A 22,362-nucleotide genomic window follows, 5' to 3' on the forward strand; every position below is an offset into this window, starting at 1 on the left:
TCAATGACGGTGCCGATGATGAATATCCGGAAAATGTGCATGCGTGTGCGTGATCGGCAGATGCCGATGCTCATGCACATGCGGCTCGACGCCATCCCATTCGAAATCGTGTTCATGCCGATGATGCTCGTCATGTCGATGCCGGTGCGTATGCGCGAGCGGCTCGTGCGTGTGGGCATGTTCGTGACGTTCCCGCAAATGTAGCCATACGCCGAGCGTCATTAGCGCGTCGGCGCACCAGAAGAGCATCGAGGGCGATTCCGGCCATAGAAGCAGCGAGAGCGCGACGCCGAAAACCGGCGCAACCGAAAAATACGCGCCGGTGCGCGCCGTGCCCAGATTGCGCAGCGCGACCACGAAGAGAACGAGGCTCACACCATATCCGGCAAATCCCGTAAGCATGGCCATGAGCATATGCGACGCATCGGGAAGCCGCGCGCCGAGCATGCAGGCGATGCCGAGATTGACCGTCCCCGCGACGAGCCCTTTCACGCACGCGATGACGAAGGCATCGTTCGTCGATACCTTGCGCGTCAGATTGTTGTCGATGGCCCAGCAAAAGCACGCGCCCGCGACCAACAGTGCACCGGACGTCATGCCGCCCGCGCCCGGCTGCCACGAAAGCACCGCGCCTCCGGCGACGATCGCGACCATGCCGAGGAACACCTGAAGGTCGACGTTTTCCCGAAAGACGACCCACGCGATGACGGCGGTGAACACGCCTTCGAGATTCAACAGCAGCGAACTGGTCGCGGCAGGCGTGGCGGCGAGTCCCAGCATGAGCAGCGCGGGGCCCGCGACGCCGCCGGCCGCGATGGCGCCGACGAGCCACGATGTTTCGTTTCGCGGGATGCGGATGTCGCCACGCTCGACGCGTGTGGCGGAAAGCGTCTGCCGCACGACCAACACGATGGCAAGCCCGATGCCGCTGCCGAGATAGAACAATCCGGCAACCATGAAGGGGGCGAGCGTGCCTAGGAGCGCCTTGGCTATGGGGGTGGTCGCGCCGAATAACGCGGCGGCGAGCAAGGCGGTGAAGGCGGCGTTCGGGCGAGTGGTCATCGATTTCTTGGTCCGGCTACATGTTTCCAAACCGCCCGTATCCGCCGCCCGCGATCCTCGAACAAATACCACCCGACGAGCGCCAGCACACCGGAAGTCAGCCCCGTCATCAAAGGTTCGAAAAACGGAACACCGTAGTGATTCGCATGCGAATATGCGTCGCCGATCATGGTGAGAACACCGACGACGAGCGCATTGCCATATCGATTCAAAAACAGCCTGCGCGCCGGCGTGAACGTGATCAGCACAGCGAGAATGCCCGTGGCGAGCCCTGTCTTGAAAGCCAGCGTCCAGTGCGCGAGGCTCATGACGTTCATCCAGCTTCCCGGCATGCAGGTCATGCACGCGCTCGTCGGTTGCCAGAAGCGTTTCACGAACACGATGATGCGCCGCTTCCATTCGCTCGCCATGACGTGCCTTCTTCGTCCGATGATGATCTTCAACGACGCGCGGCCAGTAACTCTGCCGCATTTTCCGGCGGCTTTCTGCATCGCCACACCCCGTGCGGTAGCATACCGGCTTCCTCGATCCTCACGTTCGCCTGCGCCGAAATTGCGAGCGTGATACATGATGCCCACTGCTGCTTTGTCCGAACAACCGTCCACGAACCCTTTTCCAGGCCAAACCGGAATCGATTCCACGCCCGTTCCCGTCCTCTTCCACATCGTGGACTTCGGCGATGGCGGTATCGAGTCCTCGCTGATTCAATGGCTGCGCGTCTTCGACCGCACGCGCTTCGCCGTCACGTTGTCCGTCATGCACCCGTCGCCCGCGTTCGAAAACCGCTTTCGCGCGCTGGTGCCGCCGGACGTGAAGATCGAAATCCTCGCGGAAAAGCCGTGGCTCAACACCTTTCAGGCGCGGCGCTACGCGAAGCGCCTGGGCAAGCTCGGGCGCATCGGCCGCGATGTCTTCAATACGCTCGTCGTGCGGCCCTATGTGAAGCGTCGTGTAGAAACGCTCGCGCGCCAGCATGCGCTGATCGTCGATTACGACATGTCGCTGCGCCGGCTTGCGGGTCAGTTCGACATAGCGTGGCTCGGCGTGAATCATTTCAGCTTCGACGCGAGGCTTGCCAGCCGTCCGCGCCGACAACGCCGGCTTGCCGAGCAGTTCGCGCGCTACGACGGCGTCGCGGCGCTCAACGATCACATGGCGGCGGAAGCGCGCGCCATGTTCGGCAGCGGGCTGAAGCGGATCTTCGTGTTGCCGAACGCCATCGATATCGAGCGCATCCGGCAGAACGGACAGATCAGCGAAGCAGCGCCGTGCGACGCGCCGTATATGGTCTCCGTCGCGCGGCTCGACGAAATTCAAAAGGACCATCGCACGCTGTTGCGCGCTTATGCCGAACTCGTGCGCGACGAGCAGATCATCGAACATCTCGTGATCGTCGGCGACGGCGCGTTTCGCCGCGAACTCGAAGGTCTCGCCAACGAACTGGGGATCGCGGCGCGCGTGCATTTCATGGGGTATCGAAACAATCCGCATGCGCTCGTCGCCCGCGCGCGCCTGCAGGTGCTGAGTTCGCGCTACGAAGGCATGCCGATGGTGCTGCTCGAAGCGCTCGCGCTCGGCAAACCGGTGGTCGCGAGCGATTGCCCGACCGGCCCGCGCGAGATTCTCGGCGATGGGCGCTTCGGTCTGCTGGTTCCGGTGGAATCCGTGGATGAAATGGCCAATGCGCTGCGCCGCGTCTTGACCGACGACACGTTATGCGCCGACATGCAGGCGCGCGCGCTGGAACGCGCGGAGGAATACGGCATCGCGGCGAGCAACGAACGCTTCGCGCGATGCGTTGCGGCCTTGCTGGCACGCTGAGTCATCGCCGTTGGCTCAACGCTCCGCGTCGCTCTCCTCGTCCAGCAACGCACCCAGAATAGACACCGTGCGCTCCGTCGCCCCGCGATGCCGCGCCGCGAACGCCGCGGCCGCCGCGCTCATCGCGAGACGCTGCGGCTTGTCGGTGAACAACTCGCGCAGGCCGCGCGCGAGTTCCTGCGGGTCTTGCACGCGCAACGCCGCGCCCGCCGCGATGGCATCGTTGGTCGCCTGCGTGAAGTTGAAGGTATGCGGTCCGATCAGCACCGGCACGCCCGCCGCGCACGCCTCGATCAGATTCTGCCCGCCAAGCGGCAACAAACTCCCACCGATAAACGCCAGATCCGACGCCGCGTAGTACGCGCCGAGTTCGCCCATGGAATCGCCGAGCAAAACCTGCACGTTCGATGGCAACGGCTCCGGCACGTCCGTGCCCGATCCCGCCGCCACGGCCTTTGGCGCCCACACTGAACGGCGCGCGCTCTTCATGCCGGCGGCCGCGATCATCGCCGATACTTCATCGAACCGTTGCGGATGGCGCGGCACGAGAATCAGCAACGCATCGTGCACGTTCAGCGCGGCGAACGCGCGCAGCACCAAAGTTTCCTCGCCTTCGCGCGTGCTTGCCGCCACCCACACCGGCCGATTGCCGATGGCTGCGCGCCAGGCCTGTCCGCGTGCGACGAGTTCAGGCGGCGCGCTCATGTCGAACTTCAGGTTGCCGAGCACCGCGACATTGCGCGCGCCGAGCGCGATGAGCCGCTCGGCATCCGAAGGCGTCTGCGCCAGCACGCGAGAAAAGCCGCCGAACACTTCGCGCACCGCGCGCCCGAAACGCGCCGCGCGCTTGAACGAACGCTCCGACATGCGCGCGTTCGTCAGCACGAGCGGCACGTCCGCGTGCTTGCATTCGTCGATGAGCGTCGGCCACACTTCCGTCTCCATCACGATGCCGAGCGACGGCCGCCAAGCACGCAGAAAACGCCGCACGAAACGCGGCGAGTCGTAGGGAAGATAAGCGCGCATGACGCGATCGCCATAAAGCTGCTCGCCGGTCGCGCGGCCGCTTGGCGTCATGTGCGTAATGAGCAGCCGCGCTTCGGGATGCGTCTTGAGCAACGCTTCGATGAGCGGTTGCGCCGCGCGCGTCTCGCCCACGGACACCGCATGCACCCAGACGAGCGGCGCGAGATCGTCGGCGCGGCGCGCGGGACCGCGACCGAAGCGCTCGGCAATATGCTCGCGATAACCGCGCTCCTTGCGCGAACGAATCAACAGGCGCAGCACGGCAAGCGGCGCGACGAGCCACCACGCCGCGCGATACGCGAGCCTCATCAGCACCGCCGAGGCAGGCGGCGCGCCGGCTCCGATAGCTGCGCCGTTCAAACGAGCGCCCTGCCCTTGAGACGTTCGAGAATGCCGAGCGGCGCGCGCTCAGGCCGCGCCATCGACTTGACGGGCAAAAAGAACGTCTGCTCCATCATGAACTGGCCGGACATCACCGCGTGCGACGTCTGGTCGGAGAAACAGACCCATACCGAGCCGGGCGGAAACGGCATCGTCACTTGCGGCGAAACCTTTTGATAATCGAGATCGGCTTTCATCGCGTCGTGCAGATGCAGCATCAGGTGGTCGTATTCGCTGCGCTTCGACTTCGTGATGTGCAGCAGATTCATGAGCCACGCCGCGCCCGGCGTCTGCGCCTTGATGTTCGGCAGGAAGCGCTTCGCCATGTCCTCGAACGGCTCGCCCACGCGCCACACGCGCGGCGCGCCTTGCGGGTTCACGTTGGTGAAGACGCGCAGAATGCGTTCGCCGTAATTCGGCCGCGACGGAAAGGCATCGACGTGAAGACGGCTGTCGTCCTTGCGCCAGGATGTCTCGCGCGTTTCCACCTGATGCAGCCGCAAGCTGGTTGGCGCGACGCGCAACTTGCCGTCGTATTCGGGGAAGAGGCCATCCACCAGGGAGCGTGCGTTCGTCTGATAGCGCGCGATGAGCGAGCGCACCGCCGACTGCATCACGTTGTCGCCGAGCACGCCCGCGAGCGCGCCGCCGTTGGGCGCGAGGCTGATGTTCTTGCGCTTCGGGTCTGCAATGCGCGGGTCGAGCAGCGCCTGTTCGCCGCCCGCAATCTCGAACCGCAGATTGGGAAAATAGAGGACTTTGCCGTTTTCGACGCCGGCGAGCAGCGTTTCGCGCGGTACGGAAAGATTTTTGCCGTGCCAATCGCACGAAGCGACTTCGATGATTTGAGATTCCGTCATGTGCCTTCGACCTTGAGTTGCTTGGCGCCTGGAAACGTAATGCGCGACGGGCACGCTATCACGGCACGCTACAAGAGACCGAAGCCCGCGAGCGCTGCCTTGACTTCGGACAACGTGGGATGCCGGCTCGCGTCGCCAAGATTGACGACCTTCGGCGACCAGTAGCCGCCGGTCCGCCAGGCGGTCGAGAAATTGTACAACTCGACGGTCGGACGCTTCAGCGCCGCCGCGATATGAACCAGCCCGGTATCGACGCCAACGGTCGCGGCCGCGCCATCGATCAGCCCGACGACCGCGGGCAGCGAGAGTTTCGGCGGCACGATGGCAGCCGCGCCGAATTCCTTCGCGAGTTTCTCGCTCGTCGCGCGTTCGGCTTCGTTGCCCCACGGCAGCACGATCGATGCACCGCGCGTGACGAGCGCCTGTCCGAGCTCGATCCACGCGGCTTCGGGCCATTGTTTGTCGGCGCGGGAGGTCGCGTGCACGAACACGACATAAGGCACCGGCAGATTCAGCCCGAGCTCTGAAATGGCGAGCGTTGCACGGCGCGTATCGATGCCGAAGTCGATATCGTCGGTGGGCTGCGGGCGCGGCAGATCGAGCGCGGCGGCCACGAGCTGGCGCGTGCGTTCGACCACATGCGTGCGCGGCTCGATCGGCACGCGGCGGTCGTAGAAAAAGCGCACGGGCCATTCGAAGCCCGCGCCTTCCGTGCGATTCGCCAGGCCGACGAGCGGCCCGCGCGCCCAGCTCGCGACCCACGCGGTCTTGATGAGCCCTTGACAGTCGATCACGAGATCGTATTTCTCGGCGGCGAGCTGGCGCTTGAACCTGCCGATCTCGCGCCAGTTCGCGGGCGACGCGAAGCTCTTACGCCAGCGCCGCAGCGAAAACGGAATCGCGCGATGCACGCCATCGACGAGTTCGACGAGACTCGCGAAACTTTCCTCGACGAGCCAGTCGATCCGCGCATCGGGATAACGGCGGCGAATGTCGGCGACAACCGGCATGTTGTGAACGACGTCGCCAAGCGACGACACGCGAACGATCAGGATCTTTTGCACGCTGATTGGGACAGGCGCGGATTCGCGTTCGGGCGATTCTCGCGGTGAATTGGAGATGGGGAAACGGGATTTTAGCGCGGGTTGTGCGCGCGGCGGCGCTCGCTGTCTCCTGAAGCGATTTAAGGGCGCAAAAAAGCGGATTGCATGACGATCACCGGGCAAGCCGTACCGGATATCCGATCACAAAGGGAGTTGCGATGGGAACGCGTTACGAACAGGACGTGGTGGCGTGGGCGCGGGAACAAGCCGAGCTGCTACGGGCCGGTAAGTTCTCGGCCATCGATGTGGAACATATCGCAGAGGAAATCGAGGACGTCGGCAAGAGCGAACAACGCGAGCTTTCCAGCCGTATGGCCGTGCTGCTTGCGCATCTTCTCAAGTGGCAATACCAACCGGGACGTCGTGGCTCGAGTTGGCAGCCTACGATCAGGGAACAGCGCCGCGCCGTCGGCGTCGGCGTCGCGCTGCAAAAAACGCCGAGTCTGAACACTTCGTTGCGCGACTCGGGCCGGCTCACCGGAACGTGGGCCGATGCCGTTTCGAAAGCCGCCGAAGAACAAGGACTGGATGCGTTCCCGGAAGAACTGTCCTGGTCGACCGAGCAGATTCTTTCGGCAAAGTTTTATTCCTAATGAAAAACGGCGCGGTTTGCCCAACCGCCCCGCTTCCCAACCATCTAGACCCACTCCGTCCAAATCAGAACGGCAGCTTCGCGTCCGGCTTTTCAGCCAGAATCACGCGGCGAAAATCTTCCTGAATGCGCTTCAACGCCTCTTCGGTGTCCGCCTCGAAACGCATCACCACGACCGGCGTCGTGTTCGACGAACGCGCGAGACCGAAACCATCCGGATATTCGACACGCAATCCGTCGATGGTCAGCACATCGTCCGCGCCTTCGAACTTCGCCGACTTCTGCAAGCGTCCGATCAGTTCGAAGTTTTCGCCTTCTTCCAGTTTGATCTGCAATTCAGGCGTCGACAGCGAGTTCGGCAGGTCGTTGAGCAGCTTGCTCGGGTCGTCCACGCGCGAAAGGATTTCGAGGAGTCGCGCGCCCGTGTAAAGGCCGTCGTCGAAGCCGTACCAGCGGTCCTTGAAGAACACGTGACCGCTCATTTCGCCCGCGAGCGGCGCGCCGGTTTCGCGCAGCTTCGCCTTCACGAGCGAGTGGCCCGTCTTCCACATGACCGGCTCGCCGCCCTGCTCGCGCACCCACTTCGCGAGATTGCGCGTGCACTTCACGTCATAAATGATCTGGCCGCCCTTGTTGCGCGACAGCACTTCCTGCGCAAACAACATCAGCTGGCGGTCCGGATAGATCATCTGGCCGTCCTTCGTCACCACGCCGAGACGGTCGCCGTCGCCATCGAATGCGAAGCCGATCTCGGCATCCGTTTCCTTTAGCGCCTTCATGACGTCCTGCAGATTCTCGGCATGCGCCGGGTCCGGGTGATGGTTCGGGAAGTTGCCGTCGATGTCCGTAAAGAGTTCGACCAGCTCGCAACCGAGCGCCTTGAACAGACGCGGCGCGAGACCGCCCGCGACGCCGTTGCCTGCATCGATGACGATCTTCATGCCGCGCACCGGCTTCACATCGGACAGGATTCGGTCGAGGTAGATCTGCTGGACGTCGAACTCGGTGTAGCTGCCTTCGCCCGTTTCGAAGTCGTCGTTGACGATCCGCTGATACAGGCTCTGAATCTGCTCGCCGTAGATGGCCGCGCCGCGCAGCACCATCTTGAAGCCGTTGTAGTCGGGCGGATTGTGGCTGCCCGTCACGACGATGCACGAATCCACGCGCCGCTCGCCCTCGGGCAAGGGCAGCGGCACGCTCGCGGCGAAGTAGCCGACGGGCGTCGGCACCATGCCGATATCGATGACATCGACGCCCGCCGCGCGCAGGCCGTCCGCGAGCGCGCCGACGAGTTCCGGGCCGGACAGACGACCATCGCGCGCAACGACGACGGAATCGCCGCCCTGCTTGCGGATCTCGCTGCCGAACGCCTGGCCGATGTTCTTCGCGACGTCCTTGTCGACCGTCTTGCCGACGATGCCGCGGATGTCGTAGGCCTTGAAAATGGATTGGGATACCTGGGTCATAAGATGGCTACCTCTTCTCGTTTGATTGATGGATTCTCGGCGATGCAGCCATGAGGGCGTGCAGGTCGAAACGTGATCGATGTAAAACGCGCCGGCATGCAAGCGCATGCCAGATGACGGTTCGAATTCTGCCTGCAAGTGTGCTTGCGCATCGCGACCGCGGCTTCGAGGATCGAGCTTCGGTTCGCACTTATAATCGCTGTCTTTCAGCGCTTTCCACGTTTTCATGCTGCGCGTCGCGGCAAAGCCTCGCGCGCTCATTCTAATCCAATGCCTAATCGCTCTTTCGCCTCGATGCCCGGGAATGAGGCGCCTTCGCGCGCCACCACACAAAACTATTTTCCGTTGCGGCGAACGTTTGTCACGAAGCTGGCGAAAATCGCGAAAGCGTCGGACCGTCAGGTTTTGCTAGCACACGGCATGCCCGACCACACCTCGGTACGCGCGGCATGAAGGCGTTGACGCGCTCGGGCAATCCGGACGTCGCGCGGGCGCTCGCCAACATCGTCTGGCTCGGGCTCGAAAGGCTGACGCAGATTGCGGTGGCCATCGTCATTTCGGGGCTGCTCGCGCGCTATCTCGGCCCGGACGCGTTCGGCAAATGGCAGTACGCGAATACGCTCTTGCTCGTCATCGCGCCGATCACGTGGGTCTGCGGCGCGGAAATTCTGGTGCCGACCATCGTGAAGGAACCGCCCGCGCGCACGGGCGTCGTGCTCGGCAGCGCCTTCGTGTTGCGCATCGCGGTATCGGCGATTGCGCTCGTCATGACCTGGACATGGATCGCGGCGGGCTTCACCGACCCGCTCGTCGGCGCCATGCTCGCCGGTCTTGCGCTCACCATGTTGTTTCGCGAGCCGTTCATCGGCGTGATCAACGCGTGGCTGCAGAGCATGACCTACAGCAAGCCGCAATTGATCGCGAGCATGTTCACGGCCATCGTCAAGGCGGCGCTCGTCTATGCTTTCGTGCGCATGGCGATGAGCGCGGCGAGTTTCGGCTGGCTGTGGGCGCTGGAAGCGGCGGCGATAGGCGGCGTGCTTCTCGTGTATTACATGCGGCGGCACGGCGGCAGGCTCGGCTGGCACTTCGACCGCGCGCTCTTCAGGCACTTCGCGAGCGCGGGTATGGTGTTCTGGATCGGCCTCATCTGCATGTATCTGTTCCTTAAACTCGACCGGCTGATGCTCGCGCATCGCGTATCGTTCGCGGAACTCGGGCTTTATTCCGCCGCGCAGCAATTGAACGAAAACTGGATCGCGCTTGCGCTGATGCTGGCGCAGACCATCGCGCCGGCGTTCGTTTATCGCGTGACGGACACCGCGCAACTGAAGCGCAATCTGTGGCGCCTCTTCGCGCTGACCGCCGTTTTGATGGTCGCCGGCGCCGCCGTGCTCGACGCCCTCGCGGGCTTCATCATCACGCGAGTCTTCGGGCCGAACTATGCGGGCGCCACGGAAATTTTCCGCTGGGCGGTGTGGCTTTCGGTGCCGGCGGGCATCGAGGCAATCGGCAATCTCGTGGTCCTGAAATTTCAGGCGAAGTACGTGCTGCTCGCGAAATGGCTGCTCGCGCTCGGCGTCGCGTTCGCGGTGAATGCGTTCGCCATTCCGCGCTTCGAAGGCTACGGCGCGTTGATCGGACTGGCTGCGGGTTATCTGGCGGCGGCGTCGGTGAATTTCTATTACATACGCTTGCGCCTGTCAGCATGAACGCTCTCTCCGATGTTGCCGTCCTCATTCCCGCGTACAACGGTCAGGCCGACCTGGAACGCACGCTCGCCTCGTTCGATGAAACGTCGCCCGTGCAAGTGCTGATCGTCGATGACGGCAGCACGCCACCCATCGTCGCGCCGATCATCGACGGCATGCGGATCGCGATTCTGCGACTGCCCGAAAACGGCGGGATCGAGCGCGCGTTGCAGGCCGGCATCGAAGCGCTTGCCGCGCGCGGTTTGCGCTACGCGGCGCGTATCGACAGCGGCGATCTCGCGACGCCCGGGCGGCTCGCGATGCAGCGTGCGTATCTCGAGGCGCATCCGCGTGTGGCCGCGCTCGGCATGTGGACGCACGTGGTAGCCACCGGCGGCGCGCCGCTCTTCGATCTCACGCCGCCGACCGAACCGGACACGATCCGCCGCATGATGCTCGCGCGCTCGTGCTTCGCGCATCCCTCGCTGATGCTGCGTGTCGAGGCGGTGCGCGAGGTCGGCAACTATCGCGCGGACTATCGCGCGGCGGAAGACCTGGATCTGCTGCTGCGTCTGCTTGCACGCTACGACGGCGCGAATCTGCCAGCGTTCGGTCTTTACTACGAGCTGAACGAGAACGGCATCAGCGCCACGAAACGCCGCACGCAGACGCTGTCAACGCTGCGCCTGCAATGGCGTTACTTGCGGGCGGGCAACGTGTTCGACTGGGCGGGCATCGGCAAGAGCATTGCGCATCTGCTGCTGCCGTATCGCGCGCTCAAGGCGTTGAAGGCGAAACTGCTGCGGCCTTCCACGCCCACGAAATAGTTGCACCCTGAACTTATTGTCGAATTGCTTTCGATTGATTTTGCGCTACGGTTGGCCGTGCACAAGCGCAAGCGCGCGGCGTGTTCCGCCTTGCACGGCGAACCGTAAAAAAACGACTTCCGGATGACGAAACCACCGCAGCGCCTTCGCATCGCCCTCGTGTGCAACACGGCATGGGCCATTTATACCTACCGGCGCGGCGTGCTGCGCATGCTGACGGACAACGGAGCCGAAGTGACGATCATCGCGCCGCGCGACCGCACGTTCGAGCCGCTGGAGGCAATGGGCTGCCGCTGCGTCGAATTGCCGGTGGCGTCCAAAGGCACGGACCCGCGTCAGGACCTGAAGACGCTCGTCGCGCTGTATCGCGAATATTGCGCGACGCGTCCACATCTCGTTTTCCACTACACGATCAAGCCGAATATCTACGGCTCGCTGGCGGCCATGCTGGCGCGCGTGCCGTCGATTGCGGTGACGACGGGACTCGGCTACGTGTTCATCCAGAAAAGCCGCACGGCGCAGATCGCCAAGCGGCTTTATCGCTTTGCGTTCCGTTTTCCGCGCGAAATCTGGTTTCTGAATCAGGACGATCTCGCCGCCTTCAACGATGAAAAACTGCTTGTGCACCCGGATCGCGCGCGCCGTCTGCATGGCGAAGGCGTCGATCTCGACGAGTTCGCCTTCGAGCCGTTGCCCGAACGCGAAGACTTCGTGTTCATCCTGATCGGGCGGCTCTTGTGGGACAAGGGCGTGGCCGAATACGTGGAAGCGGCGCGACGGCTCAAGCACCGCTATCCGCATGCGCGTTTCCAGTTGCTGGGGCCCGTTGGCGTCGATAATCCCAGCGCGATCGGCCGCACGGACGTAGAAGCGTGGGAGCGTGAGAATATCGTCGAATATCTGGGCGAAGCGAACGACGTTCGGCCGCTCGTCGCGGCGGCGGATTGCGTCGTGCTGCCTTCGTATCGCGAAGGCGTGCCGCGCACCTTGATGGAAGCCTCCGCGATGGGCCGTCCGATCGTCGCGACCGACGTGCCCGGCTGCCGCGAAGTGGTCGCGCACGGCGAAAACGGCCTGCTTTGCGAAGTCAAGAGCGCGGACAGCCTCACCGCGCAACTCGAAAGCATGCTGACGCTGCCACGTAGCGCGCGCGAAGCAATGGCGCAACGCGGCCGCGAGAAAGTCACCCGCGAATTCGACGAAAAAAATGTCGTCGAACGATACAAGGGCACAATACACGCCATAACCGGCATTTCACTCTGAATTTCGATTTCTGGGGAGCACACGATGAATGGCAACGGGGCGCATGAGAACGCGGCGCAGGACACGGCACAAACCACCTCGCGAGGCACGATTCTGGTGACAGGCGGCGCGGGCTTCATCGGCTCGCATACCTGCGTCGAACTGCTCGGCGCGGGCTACGGCGTGGTGGTCATCGACAATCTCGTCAACAGCCGCGCGGAGTCGCTCAAGCGCGTGGAGCGCATTGCGGGCAAGCCGGTGGCGTTTTATCAGGAAGACGCGCGCGACGAAGCCGCGCTTCGCCGGATTTTCGATGCGCACGAGATCACCGGCGCGATCCACTTCGCCGCGTTGAAGGCGGTGGGCGAATCGGTCGCGAAGCCGATCGAGTACTACAGCAACAACATCGGCAGCCTGCTTGCCGTGCTCAACGTGATGCGCGAGCGCAACGTGCGCAACTTCGTGTTCAGTTCGTCGGCAACGGTGTACGGCGTGCCGCAGAGCGTGCCGATCGACGAGAGTTTTCCGCTCTCCGCGACCAATCCGTACGGGCAATCGAAGCTCATCGCCGAGCAAATTTTGCGCGATCTCGAAGTGTCCGATCCGTCGTGGCGTATCGCGACGCTGCGCTATTTCAACCCGGTCGGCGCGCATGAAAGCGGGCTCATCGGCGAAGATCCGGCGGGCGTGCCGAACAATCTGATGCCTTACGTGGCGCAAGTGGCGGTCGGCAAGCTGGAACGCCTGCGCGTGTTCGGCAGCGACTACGAGACGCCCGACGGCACCGGCGTGCGCGATTACATTCACGTGGTCGATCTGGCGCGCGGGCATATTGCCGCAATCGATGCGCTGAAGTCGCTCGACCGAAGTTTCGTCGTCAATCTCGGCACGGGACAAGGCTATAGCGTGCTGGATGTGGTCAAGGCATTCGAAACGGCGTCGGGCAAGCCCGTGCCTTACGAACTCGTGCCGCGCCGTCCGGGCGACGTCGCCGCTTGCTACGCCGACCCGGCCGCGGCGCTCGCGCTGATCGGCTGGCGCGCGGAACATGGCATCGAGCGCATGTGCGCGGATCACTGGCGCTGGCAGTCGCAAAATCCGCGAGGCTTTGCCTGAGGCGTCGCGGCGCCTTGCTTCACTCGTATCAACCGGTCCTATTTCATGCTTAGTTTCGCGCTTGCTTTTCTGGTGTCGCTGCTGGTGACGTTGTTGATCGTGCGGTTCGCGCACCTGCATGAAGGCGTGCTGGGCGACACCGATCTTGCCGGCGTGCAGAAGTTTCATGCGCGACCGGTGCCGCGCATCGGCGGCGTCGGCATTTTGTGCGGACTGACGGTATCGGCCGTGCAATTGCGATGGAGTTACCCGCTCGTTTCGGGCGGGATACTCGGCATCATCGCGTGCGGCATGCCGGCGTTTTTCTCCGGCTTGATCGAAGACATGACCAAGCGCGTGACGCCGCTCATCCGGCTTGTCTGCACCATGGCGGCGGCCGGGCTCGCGTATGCGGTTCTGAATATCGCGGTGACGCGCATCAGCGTGCCGCCGCTCGACTTTCTGCTTTCCTACGCAGTCATTTCCTGCGCGGTCACGGTGATCGCGGTGGCGGCGCTCGCCAACGCGGTGAATATCATCGACGGCTTCAACGGCCTCGCTTCGATGGTCACGTTCATGATGTTCGCCTCGCTCGCCTACGTGGCGTTTCAGGTGCACGATCCGGTCGTGCTGTCGGGCTCGCTCATCATGATGGGCGCGGTGATGGGCTTCTTCATCTGGAATTTTCCGGCGGGACTGATCTTTCTCGGCGATGGCGGCGCGTACTTCGTCGGTTTCATGCTCGGCGAACTGTCCATCCTGCTCGTGATGCGCAACCGCGATGTCTCGGCATGGTATCCCGTGCTGCTTTTCATGTACCCGATCTTCGAGACGTGTTTCTCGATCTACCGCAAGAAGTTCATTCGCGGCATGTCGCCGGGAATTCCGGATGGCGTGCATCTGCATATGCTGGTTTACAAGCGGCTGATGCGCTGGGCGGTCGGCGTGCAGAATGCGCGTGAACTCACGCGACGCAATTCGCTGACTTCGCCCTATCTCTGGCTGCTATGCCTGATTGCGGTGATTCCCGCGACGTTGTTCTGGCGGCACACGCTGCATTTGTTCTGTTTCGTGATGGTGTTTGCGGCGACTTACGTGTGGCTGTACATCAGCATCGTGCGATTCAAGGTTCCGCGATGGATGGTGTTTCGACGGCCGCACGTGGTGCGCAAATGAATCATGTTTTCTAAACCGCCCGTGTCTTGCACGGGCGGTTTTGGTTTCAGGCGGGGGATTTGGGGCTGCGACCCACATACTCCTTTAGAGCATCGCCGATTTCGCTGATGACCGTTTGCCAGATGGTGACGCCGTTCTTGTTGTCGTCTTTGTCTCCGAGTTGCCGGAATACCAGGCGGACGATGGGCAGCATGGACACGGCGACCAGTGAAGCCAGCACCACAAGCGGCGCCAGCAACAACTCGACATGCGATGAATAGTTTCGGGCTGAAGAACCGAAAATGCGCCAGCCGAACGTGATAATCCACGCGGCTAGCATGACGAGAAGAACTGCGATCAATCCGGCCATACCGATGAATGTGTAATGCCTGAACCTTCGATATTGCCGTCGGTCGGCAACCTGCTCTCTCAGTAAATACGGATGCACTATCGTTGTCACTGATAGCTCCTCAGCGTCGGTATCCAGATAGACCCGTTCGTCTCGCACTTTCGCCGACCCAGCTTCTGAGTTCATGAAACCCATCCCATTTGCCCCAACTTGATCGTCATTGCGCCTTGGCCGACATGAAACTGTTCGCTCAATTTTTTTATGCTCGTGATATTCCTTTTTTCGATAAGAATGTCGACCGCAAAACCCGGGATGAGCAGCTCAAGCGCGAAAGTATTGGCTTGTAACTCGACCAATCTTCGCGGCACTTCCACGAACTGCTTCGCCGTATCGACGAAGGAATTGCCATGTCTGAGAGCGAAGTGCCCAAGTTCATGCGCAATTGAAAATCGCTGCCGCCGTTTCCCCTCGCGCGAATTGATGTAGATATGCGGTTTGCCGTCCACTCTCTCGAAGCGCCCGAAAACCTCGCCCATATCAGGATCGAAGTTGACCGTTACGCCTGCCGCCCGCGCGATGGCCTCCGGATCGACCGGCAACCGACCATCCCAGTACTTCGAATATAGATACTCCGCCGTTCTTATCGGCATAATTCCTGCCCTCCATCAACAAAATAACCCTCGCGTCAATTACTTCGTCATCCTTCGCGATCCTGTCGTCTGGAGTCTATCATCCACGATACATCTATCCTGCGCACCTCATCCGAATGGCCAACGCGTAACGCGTGACTCGCCCGCAAGAACGAGTCACGCAAAGCCTGTTTAACTCTCGATGAAAGCCAGCAAGTCCGCATTCACCTTATCCGCCTCGACCGTGCACATGCCGTGCGCGCCGCCCGGATACACCTTCAACGTCGCATTCTTCACGATCTTCGACGCCTTCTCCGCCGCCGCGCCGATGGGCACGATCTGGTCGTCGTCGCCATGCAGAAAGAGCGTGGGCACGTCGAACTTTTCGAGGTCGGCCGTGTAGTCCACTTCCGAGAACTGCTTGATGCACTCGTAATGCCCCTTGATGCCGCCGCGCATGCCCTGCAGCCAGAACAGGTCGCGCACGCCCTGCGAAATCTTCGCGCCTTCGCGGTTGTAGCCGTAGAACGGCATCGTCAGATCCTGATAGAACTGCGAGCGATCCGCAGCCACACCCTGGCGTATGCCGTCGAAAACGTCGATCGGCAAGCCGTCCGGATTTGCCTCGGTCTTGAGCATGAGCGGCGGCACCGCGCCGATCAGCACGGCCTTGGCCACGCGCTTCGTGCCATGCCGGCCGATGTAATGCGCGACCTCGCCGCCTCCCGTCGAGTGGCCGACGAGCGTGGCGCCCGTGATATCGAGCGTGTCGAGCAGCGCGGCGAGATCGTCGGCATAAGTGTCCATGTCGTTGCCTTCCGACGGTTGATCCGAACGACCGTGTCCACGACGGTCGTGCGCGATCACGCGGTATCCCTTGCCCGCGAGGAAAAGCATTTGAGCGTCCCAGGCATCGGCGTCGAGCGGCCAGCCGTGCGAGAACACCACCGGCTTGCCGCTGCCCCAGTCCTTGTAATAGATGGAGGTGCCGTCTTTCGTCTTGATCGTGCTCATCGTGTGGAACTCCTCGAAAATCCAACAATTGGGAGAAGCGCGGTTTCCGCGCTGCAGCCTGCGCCAATGGCGATGCCTATCACGCACGCGCGCGATTTCTGCAGTGAAGTGTGAAGCGATTGTGTGACCGGCGGACGTGATGCGAACGGCAAAGCGCCGCATCCGAAGCGCGTGCTTGCCGAAGCCTGGAAGGGATCGAGGCAATGGCGGTCCGGACAGCGACCGTGGCGCAAGCCCTCAATTGATACGCGAAAAATTATGAGTGCGCCAGTGTTGAATCGACGGGAGTGGATATGAACCGGCTTTACGCGATCGCGCGCGCCCACAAGCCGCGCGTGATCGAAGACGCGGCGCAGGCGTTCGGTTCGAGCTGAAACGGCAAGCGGTCGCGTCTTCCGGATTCGGGAGGGAAGGACAGCGGCGCAATGGCCGCTTGCACGCAGAAGATGTGAAAAAACCTCGGCGCGGCGCCAGGTCGAACATCACGCCGGCGCAAAGCCTCGACGAACGCCCGCCGCGTCAAGCCATCAACGATGAAACCTCAAGCCGGCGCGGCGCCACGCGGCAGCGCCTGCGTGACCTGACGCGCCACCGCGAGATATCGCGCGGCGGTATCGGCGAGCGTGAGCCCACCAAGCGGACGATGCGAGCGAGGCTCGGTCAGCGCGCGCACGAGCGCGTCCGCATAAGCGTCGATATCGTCGGGATCGCAGAGATGCACGCCCGGAAAATCCGCCGCGAAGCTGAACGGCCGAATGGTGCTCGCCACCACCGGCACGCCGGACGCGAGCGCCTCCAGAAACGCGATGCTATGCCCTTCCGAACGCGACGGCATGGCGAACACGTTCGACGAGAACAGCAGTTCCGCGACATCCGAACGCGGACCTTGCAGACTCACGCGATCCGACAATCCGAGCTTGGCGATGAGATCGCCGACCGCCGCGTGATACGCCGGATCTTCGATCACGCCGCACAACAAGAGCCGCGCGGACGGCACTTTCTCGACGACGCGCTGAAACGCATGCACCGTGGAAAGCTGGTTCTTCACCGACGTATAGCGGCCGATCTGCACGATCTGCGCTTCCTTCGTCACGCTGCCGGCCGGACGCTTGCCGAAGCGCGCCATGTCGACGCCATTCGGAATCAGCGTCATCGAAGGATGACGGCCCACCGCGTCCACATAATCGTCGATATTGGTCGGCGACACCGCGATCACCGCGCGCGCCCGCCGCGACAACAGACGTTCGACGCGCCTGAAGGCTTCGCTCTCGAAGTCGTTGGTGGCCGAGTGCATCACATAGACGATCGGCACGTTGAGCGGCAGCATGCGCGCGTAGAACGCGGGAATGGTCGCGTGCGCGAAGAGCACGTCGGCGCGCGCGTCCTTGATCGTGCGATACAGATGCCACAGCTTGCCGAAGCGCCCGTACATGCGCTCCGGGAACAGACACTCCACGCCATTCGCGACGAGTTCCGCCTTGAGCGCCGTGAAATCGTCGTGCGCCGGCACGAGTGAGGCCACCGCCACCGACTCGCCGCCCTTTTGCTGATGAATCGCCAGATCTTTCGCGAGCACTTCGGCGCCGGACAGACGCGGTGCAAGTACGAGGTGAACTATGCGCATTCAAGCCTCCCTGACGATACGAAACAGCATCCATGACGCCGCGGCGCCGAGACCGAGCGTCATGGCCCAGGCGATACCCGTCACGCCCCATAGGTGCGTCGCGATGGGCACGGTCACGCACAGCACGATGGCCTGCACGATCGACGCGTGCGTCGCCACCTTGGGCATGCCGACCGCGCGCAGCCACGACACCAGCACCGCGATGATCGCGCCGATCGCCATGTTGATCACGAAGATACGGAAGAGCGGCACAGCCGAAAGCCATGCCGGTCCGAGCACGAGATTGAAGAGCGGCTCGGCGGCCAGACGCAGCACGATCACGAGCACCGTGAGCCCGACGCCCGCGATCAGCAGATAACGCGTGAAGAGCTTGCGCGCGCCTTGCGTATCGCGCCGGTGATGCTCGGAGAATGTCGGAAACAGATACTGCGACATGGCGATGGCGGCATCGGCGAGGAGCATCTGCGCGAGCTTCGACGACATCTGATACGCGCCCAGTTGCATCGGCCCGAGCAGCTTGGCGACGACCACCTTGTCGAACTGATTGAGCAGCAGATTGACCACGCTGCCCGCCCAGATCCAGCGGCTGAAACCCACGTAATGCGAGATGCCCGCAACCGAGAAACGCAGCGGCGGACGCGGCGACATGCTGCTCCAGGTGAGCGTGGTCTTGAGTATCTCGCCGGCGACGAGGCCGATCAGCACCGAGTAGGCGCCCGCGCCCGAGAGCGCGCAAATGAGGCCGACGGCGCAATCCGTGAAACTCGCGGAACACTCGACGCCCGCGAGCTTCTGGAAGCCGCGCTGCCGCGTCACGATGAAATACGCGGGCGATGCCACGCCGCGCACGATCGGCAACACGGCTGCAAGCAGGATCAGCCCGATCGAGCCGCTCATATGGAACTGGCTGCTCATGAACGGCGCGAGCACCGCGAGCAAGAGACCGATGAGCACGCCGCGCATCGCTAGCGTGGACCACACCGCGCCGAGCTCGTTATGCGTGGGCGCATCGCGGCCTTGCACGACGGCTTGCGCGAGCCCGGTATCGGACAAGGATTCGGCGATAGCCACCGCGAGCAGCGCGATGCTGACCGCGCCGATTGCCTCGGGTCCGAGAATCCGGCCGATGGCGAGAAACTTGACGGCGACGAAGCCGCGCACGACCACTTGCTGCAGAAGCACCCAGAATGCGGCGTCCTGCTGGAAACGCCCGCGCGCCGGTATGAAAGGTAGCCGGACAGATCTCACTCGAATTCCCCGCGCTGCTGTTATTTCGTTGGCGTGGCGTTCGCGCTTGAGGCCTGGCGCGCTCGACCACCTTGCGCGTCGCGCAACGCTCCCATTCCGGACGACGGGTGCGCGCGTGACGCCGCTTCTTCTTTAGGCGACTGTGCCAAAAGTATCGTGGCAGCGGTTGCGGCGGACGACAACGCGTAGTCGAAATCGGCCCGAAATGGGTGTCAATGCGGGTTGACGAATTTCAAAGCGTGTCCCCGCACACAGGGCGTACGCGGAAAAACGCTGAAATTTGGCCGTTGCGTACGCAGTGGCGATGCTAACGTCGGTTTCGTCGGCGTTATGGCGTGGCGCGAGCCATCTCGCGCTCAATGTGCGTTCACATCTGCCGGATGCAACGGTGAAATCAATGGCGAAAGATCAAGTCCTCATCATCGAGCCCAATTTCAGCGGGCATCGCTGGCGTTATGCCGAATGGGCCGCGAACGCTTACATGGAAGCGGGGTATCGCTGCATTATCGTGACCGAGCCTGGCAACGCGGCGCATCCGCTCGTGAAGAAGATTCAGGAGCAAGGCGGCGACGCGCTCGAAGTCATGATGGTCGCGCCGCCCGTGCGTCATGGGCGCGGCCTGCACTCGGTCAGCTACGTGCGCGCGCATCAGGACTTCAAGCATTTCTTCGATACCGCGAGCCGTGGGCGTTCCATCGCGCTCGTCGTGGTGCCTTACGTCGATTACTTCCTGCTCGCTTTGCCGTTCCTGCGCTCGCCGTTCGCAAAGACGCCGTGGGTCGGCATCACGATGCGTTCGAATTTTCATCATCATCTCGTGGGTGTGCGCGCGCCGCGCCGGCCGCTCGTGAATGCGGTGAAGGGAAGACTCTTTGCGCGCGCCATTCGCGTGGGCGGCATGAAGACGCTGCTGACCATCGACCCGACCTTGCCGGACTGGTGGAAGCGCAACGTATCCGCCGCTCGCGACACGACCTCGATCGAATATCTCGCCGATCCGTTTCCCGACGCACGCGCCGCCGAGCCTTCAGCGGCTCGCCAGCGCCTCGGCTTGTCCGATGGGCTGCATGTGCTCGTCTACGGTGCGATCAACGAACGCAAGGGCCTTTTCGAACTGATCGAAGCGCTCGCGCAACGCCCGAGTGCGCAGTCGCCGACGCTCGTCATTGCCGGCGCTCAGGACGAAGACGTGCGCGCTCGGCTCGCAACGGCAATCGCAAAGTTGAAGGCGCCCGTGCCCGTGGTGTTCGACCGCTTCATTCCCGCCGAGATGGAGCTTGATCTCTTCTCGGCCTGCGATGCCGTCTGGCTCGGATACAAAGGGCACTACGGCATGAGCGGCGTGCTCGTGCAGGCGTTCCGCTTCGGCAAGCCGGTGATTGCCACCGCGGATGGCTTGATCGGATGGTTCTGCCGCACGGGAGAGCTTGGGCCTGTGGTCGACGAGCTTTCGCCCGCTGCGATCAATCAGGCGCTCGACGATGTGCTCGCACGACGCGTGGCGCCGTTCGCGTCGGGGCATCTGCTGGAGCGCAATACGCTTCTGCAATTCAAGGAGACGTTGCGGCAGGCGGTTTGATGGCGTTTTGCGGTGCATCAACGAGAGAAGCCGCCTTTCCTCACGAAAGGCGGCTTCTTTTTTCCTGCTCCCGTGAGCCGATCAAGCCTGCGGCTCAACCGCCGAAACCGGCACCTCCGCCTTCCGCTTCGCCGGAAAAAGCGCGTCCCGAATCTTGAGGAACGGAAACTCGACAGCGCGCGTGGTCACGTATCCCACGACGATGGCAATAGCGAACTGCGCGCCCATGATCGCGAACCAAGCGGGAATGGCCGGCACATGCAGCGCCGCGGCCCGGCGAATGAGCATGTCGCCCGGAGCCAGCGCCAGCGAATGCCAAAGATAGATGCCGTACGAATACACCCCGATCCATCCGATCACGCGATAAATCTTGCTCTGCCTGGTCGACTTCGAATATTCGAGCGTCAGCACGATGAGCGCGCAGAATCCGATCGCCTGGATCGTATAGCCGATACTCTGATCGAGCGCCACGTTGCGCGTTCCGAAGACGAGCCACAACACGACGCCGACGACCATCGCGATCAGCAAGTGCTTTTGCGCCGCAATCGAACGATAGATATTCGGCTTGAGCCAACGAACGGTCGCGAGCATCACGCCGAACAGCAAGCTGTCGATGCGGTACTGCGTATAGAAGAAGGTCTCCTCGAGATGCCCGTTATAAACCGCGATACTTCGTGCAACCAACACCACCACGCAGATCGATCCCAGTACGGCAAGAATCGTCTTGAAATCCGCACGCCACCGCGCCAGCACGATCAGAAGCAACGGCAGGAACAGATAGAAATGCTCTTCGACGGCAAGACTCCAGGTCTGTGCAATCGACGAACCAAAGAAGTTCTGCATGTGCGTGAGATTCTGCACGAGGAAGGTATCGGTCGGATGCCGTCCCGCCACCACATGAAACAGAATCAGCGCGTAATAAGCAGGCCAGATCTTGAAGATCCGACGCACGATGAAGCGCCCCGCATCGATACGTTCCTCTTGCGCGTATTGCCTGAGCAGCAATCCGCCGACGAGATAGCCGCTCAGCGTGAAGAACAAATTCACGCCTTCGTGCCCGAAGCTCTTGAGCGGATACTCGATCGCCGCGATAAACGCGCTACCCGTGGGATACGAATGGAAGTGATATCCCATCACCGCGATGATCGCGAGACCCCGGATGAAGTCGAGCTCGATCGAGCGACTCGCTCCCTGAATGCGCGGCACGCCGAACAGGCTCATGTCTTCCCCCTTCTGCGAAGGTCTTTCTGTTGTAGTTGACGCCGCATTTGACTGTCCCGTCGACGGCGCGCGCACGCACGCTCGTGCACGAAGAACGAGCATCGCGGCTGTCCAATAATCGGTCCAGACTATCGTTGCGATCCGCCAGAATCGCGCAGTTAGCCGACATCGGCGAATCTCGTATGCGCGCTCGGCAACAATGTCTTTAAGCGCTCACGGCGAGCGTGGTGCGGCGCACATGGGCGTCCGTCGTTTCGCGCCTAACGCTAGTCGCAAAACGCCGCCGCGACGGCATGCTCGAAAACCCGCTGATATATTCGACCCACAAATACGGGGCTCCCGGAACCGTCGCATCCATCAACAGCATCACGAAACGA

The 22,362-nt window shown here is 62.5% G+C and carries 20 protein-coding genes and 1 pseudogene; 9 read left to right on the forward strand and 12 right to left on the reverse strand.

Going from position 1 to position 22,362, the window contains the following annotated elements; translation table 11 throughout:
- Both NCR40_RS10225 and NCR40_RS10230 read right to left on the reverse strand, forming a co-directional pair.
- On the reverse strand, nt 1-1,062 hold the full coding sequence (locus tag NCR40_RS10225; RefSeq protein WP_250509384.1) for a DMT family transporter: 1,062 nt from the start codon (nt 1,060-1,062) through the stop codon (nt 1-3).
- Nucleotides 1,059-1,472 (reverse strand): nucleoside-diphosphate kinase, encoded by a 414-nt coding sequence (locus NCR40_RS10230; protein WP_250509385.1) that lies wholly within the window; start codon nt 1,470-1,472, stop codon nt 1,059-1,061. The genes NCR40_RS10225 and NCR40_RS10230 overlap by 4 nt, the downstream gene beginning before the upstream one ends.
- 160 nt (nt 1,473-1,632) lie before the next feature.
- On the opposite strand from NCR40_RS10230, the gene NCR40_RS10235 reads away from it, so the two are divergent.
- Nucleotides 1,633-2,883: a glycosyltransferase gene (locus tag NCR40_RS10235; protein ID WP_502800978.1), complete on the forward strand. Its 1,251-nt coding sequence runs from the start codon at nt 1,633-1,635 to the stop codon at nt 2,881-2,883.
- Between the two features lie 15 nt (nt 2,884-2,898).
- Here the strand turns inward: NCR40_RS10235 and waaA are convergent, their stop codons facing one another.
- The 3 genes from waaA to waaC form a co-directional block, all read right to left on the reverse strand.
- Complete coding sequence (gene waaA, locus NCR40_RS10240) at nt 2,899-4,221, reverse strand: lipid IV(A) 3-deoxy-D-manno-octulosonic acid transferase (protein WP_250509443.1); 1,323 nt, start codon at nt 4,219-4,221, stop codon at nt 2,899-2,901.
- A 44-nt stretch (nt 4,222-4,265) separates the two neighbouring features.
- Complete coding sequence (kdoO, locus tag NCR40_RS10245; RefSeq protein ID WP_250465374.1) at nt 4,266-5,150, reverse strand: Kdo hydroxylase KdoO; 885 nt, start codon at nt 5,148-5,150, stop codon at nt 4,266-4,268.
- Nucleotides 5,151-5,218: 68 nt separating this feature from the next.
- Entirely contained in the window at nt 5,219-6,214 is a 996-nt protein-coding gene (waaC, locus tag NCR40_RS10250; RefSeq protein ID WP_244826011.1) for a lipopolysaccharide heptosyltransferase I, read from the reverse strand.
- A 197-nt stretch (nt 6,215-6,411) separates the two neighbouring features.
- Here waaC and NCR40_RS10255 point away from each other — a divergent pair, with 197 nt between their 5' ends.
- Nucleotides 6,412-6,846, forward strand: a complete 435-nt coding sequence (locus NCR40_RS10255; protein ID WP_250509387.1) for a DUF29 domain-containing protein — start codon at nt 6,412-6,414, stop codon at nt 6,844-6,846.
- A 64-nt stretch (nt 6,847-6,910) separates the two neighbouring features.
- Here the strand turns inward: NCR40_RS10255 and NCR40_RS10260 are convergent, their stop codons facing one another.
- Nucleotides 6,911-8,311 (reverse strand): phosphomannomutase/phosphoglucomutase, encoded by a 1,401-nt coding sequence (locus tag NCR40_RS10260; RefSeq protein WP_244826013.1) that lies wholly within the window; start codon nt 8,309-8,311, stop codon nt 6,911-6,913.
- Between the two features lie 449 nt (nt 8,312-8,760).
- On the opposite strand from NCR40_RS10260, the gene NCR40_RS10265 reads away from it, so the two are divergent.
- From NCR40_RS10265 to NCR40_RS10285, 5 genes are all read left to right on the forward strand, one after another.
- Nucleotides 8,761-10,023, forward strand: a complete 1,263-nt coding sequence (locus tag NCR40_RS10265) for an oligosaccharide flippase family protein (RefSeq protein ID WP_250509388.1) — start codon at nt 8,761-8,763, stop codon at nt 10,021-10,023.
- A complete protein-coding gene (locus tag NCR40_RS10270) occupies nt 10,020-10,829 on the forward strand; it encodes a glycosyltransferase (RefSeq protein WP_250509389.1) in 810 nt (269 codons plus the stop codon). Before NCR40_RS10265 ends, NCR40_RS10270 begins: the two co-directional genes overlap by 4 nt.
- 123 nt (nt 10,830-10,952) lie before the next feature.
- Nucleotides 10,953-12,092 (forward strand): glycosyltransferase family 4 protein, encoded by a 1,140-nt coding sequence (locus NCR40_RS10275; protein ID WP_250509390.1) that lies wholly within the window; start codon nt 10,953-10,955, stop codon nt 12,090-12,092.
- Between the two features lie 24 nt (nt 12,093-12,116).
- Complete coding sequence (galE, locus tag NCR40_RS10280; protein WP_244826017.1) at nt 12,117-13,187, forward strand: UDP-glucose 4-epimerase GalE; 1,071 nt, start codon at nt 12,117-12,119, stop codon at nt 13,185-13,187.
- A 45-nt stretch (nt 13,188-13,232) separates the two neighbouring features.
- On the forward strand, nt 13,233-14,342 hold the full coding sequence (locus tag NCR40_RS10285; RefSeq protein ID WP_250509391.1) for an MraY family glycosyltransferase: 1,110 nt from the start codon (nt 13,233-13,235) through the stop codon (nt 14,340-14,342).
- Between the two features lie 46 nt (nt 14,343-14,388).
- Here NCR40_RS10285 and NCR40_RS10290 read toward each other — a convergent pair whose 3' ends face one another.
- From NCR40_RS10290 to NCR40_RS10300, 3 genes are all read right to left on the reverse strand, one after another.
- A complete protein-coding gene (locus NCR40_RS10290; protein ID WP_250509392.1) occupies nt 14,389-14,856 on the reverse strand; it encodes a hypothetical protein in 468 nt (155 codons plus the stop codon).
- Nucleotides 14,853-15,320 carry an ImmA/IrrE family metallo-endopeptidase gene (locus NCR40_RS10295; RefSeq protein ID WP_244826021.1) on the reverse strand — a complete coding sequence of 156 codons (468 nt, stop codon included), beginning with the start codon at nt 15,318-15,320 and terminating at the stop codon, nt 14,853-14,855. Before NCR40_RS10295 ends, NCR40_RS10290 begins: the two co-directional genes overlap by 4 nt.
- A 171-nt stretch (nt 15,321-15,491) precedes the next feature.
- Nucleotides 15,492-16,313, reverse strand: a complete 822-nt coding sequence (locus NCR40_RS10300) for an alpha/beta fold hydrolase (RefSeq protein ID WP_244826023.1) — start codon at nt 16,311-16,313, stop codon at nt 15,492-15,494.
- A gap of 287 nt (nt 16,314-16,600) precedes the next feature.
- On the opposite strand from NCR40_RS10300, the pseudogene NCR40_RS10305 reads away from it, so the two are divergent.
- Nucleotides 16,601-16,684 (forward strand): annotated as a pseudogene (locus NCR40_RS10305) (DegT/DnrJ/EryC1/StrS family aminotransferase); the annotation flags it as partial.
- Between the two features lie 170 nt (nt 16,685-16,854).
- On the opposite strand, the gene NCR40_RS10310 reads toward NCR40_RS10305, so the two are convergent.
- Nucleotides 16,855-17,937, reverse strand: a complete 1,083-nt coding sequence (locus NCR40_RS10310) for a glycosyltransferase family 4 protein (protein WP_250509393.1) — start codon at nt 17,935-17,937, stop codon at nt 16,855-16,857.
- On the reverse strand, nt 17,938-19,185 hold the full coding sequence (locus tag NCR40_RS10315) for an oligosaccharide flippase family protein (RefSeq protein ID WP_244826027.1): 1,248 nt from the start codon (nt 19,183-19,185) through the stop codon (nt 17,938-17,940). It abuts the gene before it with no gap.
- Nucleotides 19,186-19,582: 397 nt separating this feature from the next.
- Between NCR40_RS10315 and NCR40_RS10320 the strand changes: the two genes are divergently transcribed.
- The gene (locus tag NCR40_RS10320) at nt 19,583-20,764 is read left to right on the forward strand and encodes a glycosyltransferase (RefSeq protein ID WP_250509394.1); all 1,182 of its coding nucleotides are present in this window, start codon (nt 19,583-19,585) and stop codon (nt 20,762-20,764) included.
- A gap of 81 nt (nt 20,765-20,845) precedes the next feature.
- On the opposite strand, the gene NCR40_RS10325 is transcribed toward NCR40_RS10320, so the two are convergent.
- Nucleotides 20,846-21,985, reverse strand: coding sequence for an acyltransferase family protein (locus NCR40_RS10325; protein ID WP_250509395.1), 1,140 nt, complete (start codon nt 21,983-21,985; stop codon nt 20,846-20,848).
- Between the last annotated feature and the right edge of the window lie 377 nt (nt 21,986-22,362).

Origin of the sequence: Caballeronia sp. GACF4 (assembly GCF_023631025.1) — a bacterium.
Classification (GTDB): Bacteria; Pseudomonadota; Gammaproteobacteria; order Burkholderiales; family Burkholderiaceae; genus Caballeronia.

Coding starts and splice junctions, on each gene's coding strand:
- NCR40_RS10225 (WP_250509384.1), bottom strand. CDS start 1,062: ATGACCACTCGCCCGAACGCCGCCTTCACCGCCTTGCTCGCCGCCGCG.
- NCR40_RS10230 (WP_250509385.1), bottom strand. CDS start 1,472: ATGGCGAGCGAATGGAAGCGGCGCATCATCGTGTTCGTGAAACGCTTC.
- NCR40_RS10235 (WP_502800978.1), top strand. CDS start 1,633: ATGCCCACTGCTGCTTTGTCCGAACAACCGTCCACGAACCCTTTTCCA.
- kdoO (WP_250465374.1), bottom strand. CDS start 5,150: ATGACGGAATCTCAAATCATCGAAGTCGCTTCGTGCGATTGGCACGGC.
- NCR40_RS10255 (WP_250509387.1), top strand. CDS start 6,412: ATGGGAACGCGTTACGAACAGGACGTGGTGGCGTGGGCGCGGGAACAA.
- NCR40_RS10260 (WP_244826013.1), bottom strand. CDS start 8,311: ATGACCCAGGTATCCCAATCCATTTTCAAGGCCTACGACATCCGCGGC.
- NCR40_RS10265 (WP_250509388.1), top strand. CDS start 8,761: ATGAAGGCGTTGACGCGCTCGGGCAATCCGGACGTCGCGCGGGCGCTC.
- NCR40_RS10270 (WP_250509389.1), top strand. CDS start 10,020: ATGAACGCTCTCTCCGATGTTGCCGTCCTCATTCCCGCGTACAACGGT.
- NCR40_RS10275 (WP_250509390.1), top strand. CDS start 10,953: ATGACGAAACCACCGCAGCGCCTTCGCATCGCCCTCGTGTGCAACACG.
- galE (WP_244826017.1), top strand. CDS start 12,117: ATGAATGGCAACGGGGCGCATGAGAACGCGGCGCAGGACACGGCACAA.
- NCR40_RS10285 (WP_250509391.1), top strand. CDS start 13,233: ATGCTTAGTTTCGCGCTTGCTTTTCTGGTGTCGCTGCTGGTGACGTTG.
- NCR40_RS10290 (WP_250509392.1), bottom strand. CDS start 14,856: ATGAACTCAGAAGCTGGGTCGGCGAAAGTGCGAGACGAACGGGTCTAT.
- NCR40_RS10295 (WP_244826021.1), bottom strand. CDS start 15,320: ATGCCGATAAGAACGGCGGAGTATCTATATTCGAAGTACTGGGATGGT.
- NCR40_RS10300 (WP_244826023.1), bottom strand. CDS start 16,313: ATGAGCACGATCAAGACGAAAGACGGCACCTCCATCTATTACAAGGAC.
- NCR40_RS10310 (WP_250509393.1), bottom strand. CDS start 17,937: ATGCGCATAGTTCACCTCGTACTTGCACCGCGTCTGTCCGGCGCCGAA.
- NCR40_RS10320 (WP_250509394.1), top strand. CDS start 19,583: ATGGCGAAAGATCAAGTCCTCATCATCGAGCCCAATTTCAGCGGGCAT.
- NCR40_RS10325 (WP_250509395.1), bottom strand. CDS start 21,985: ATGAGCCTGTTCGGCGTGCCGCGCATTCAGGGAGCGAGTCGCTCGATC.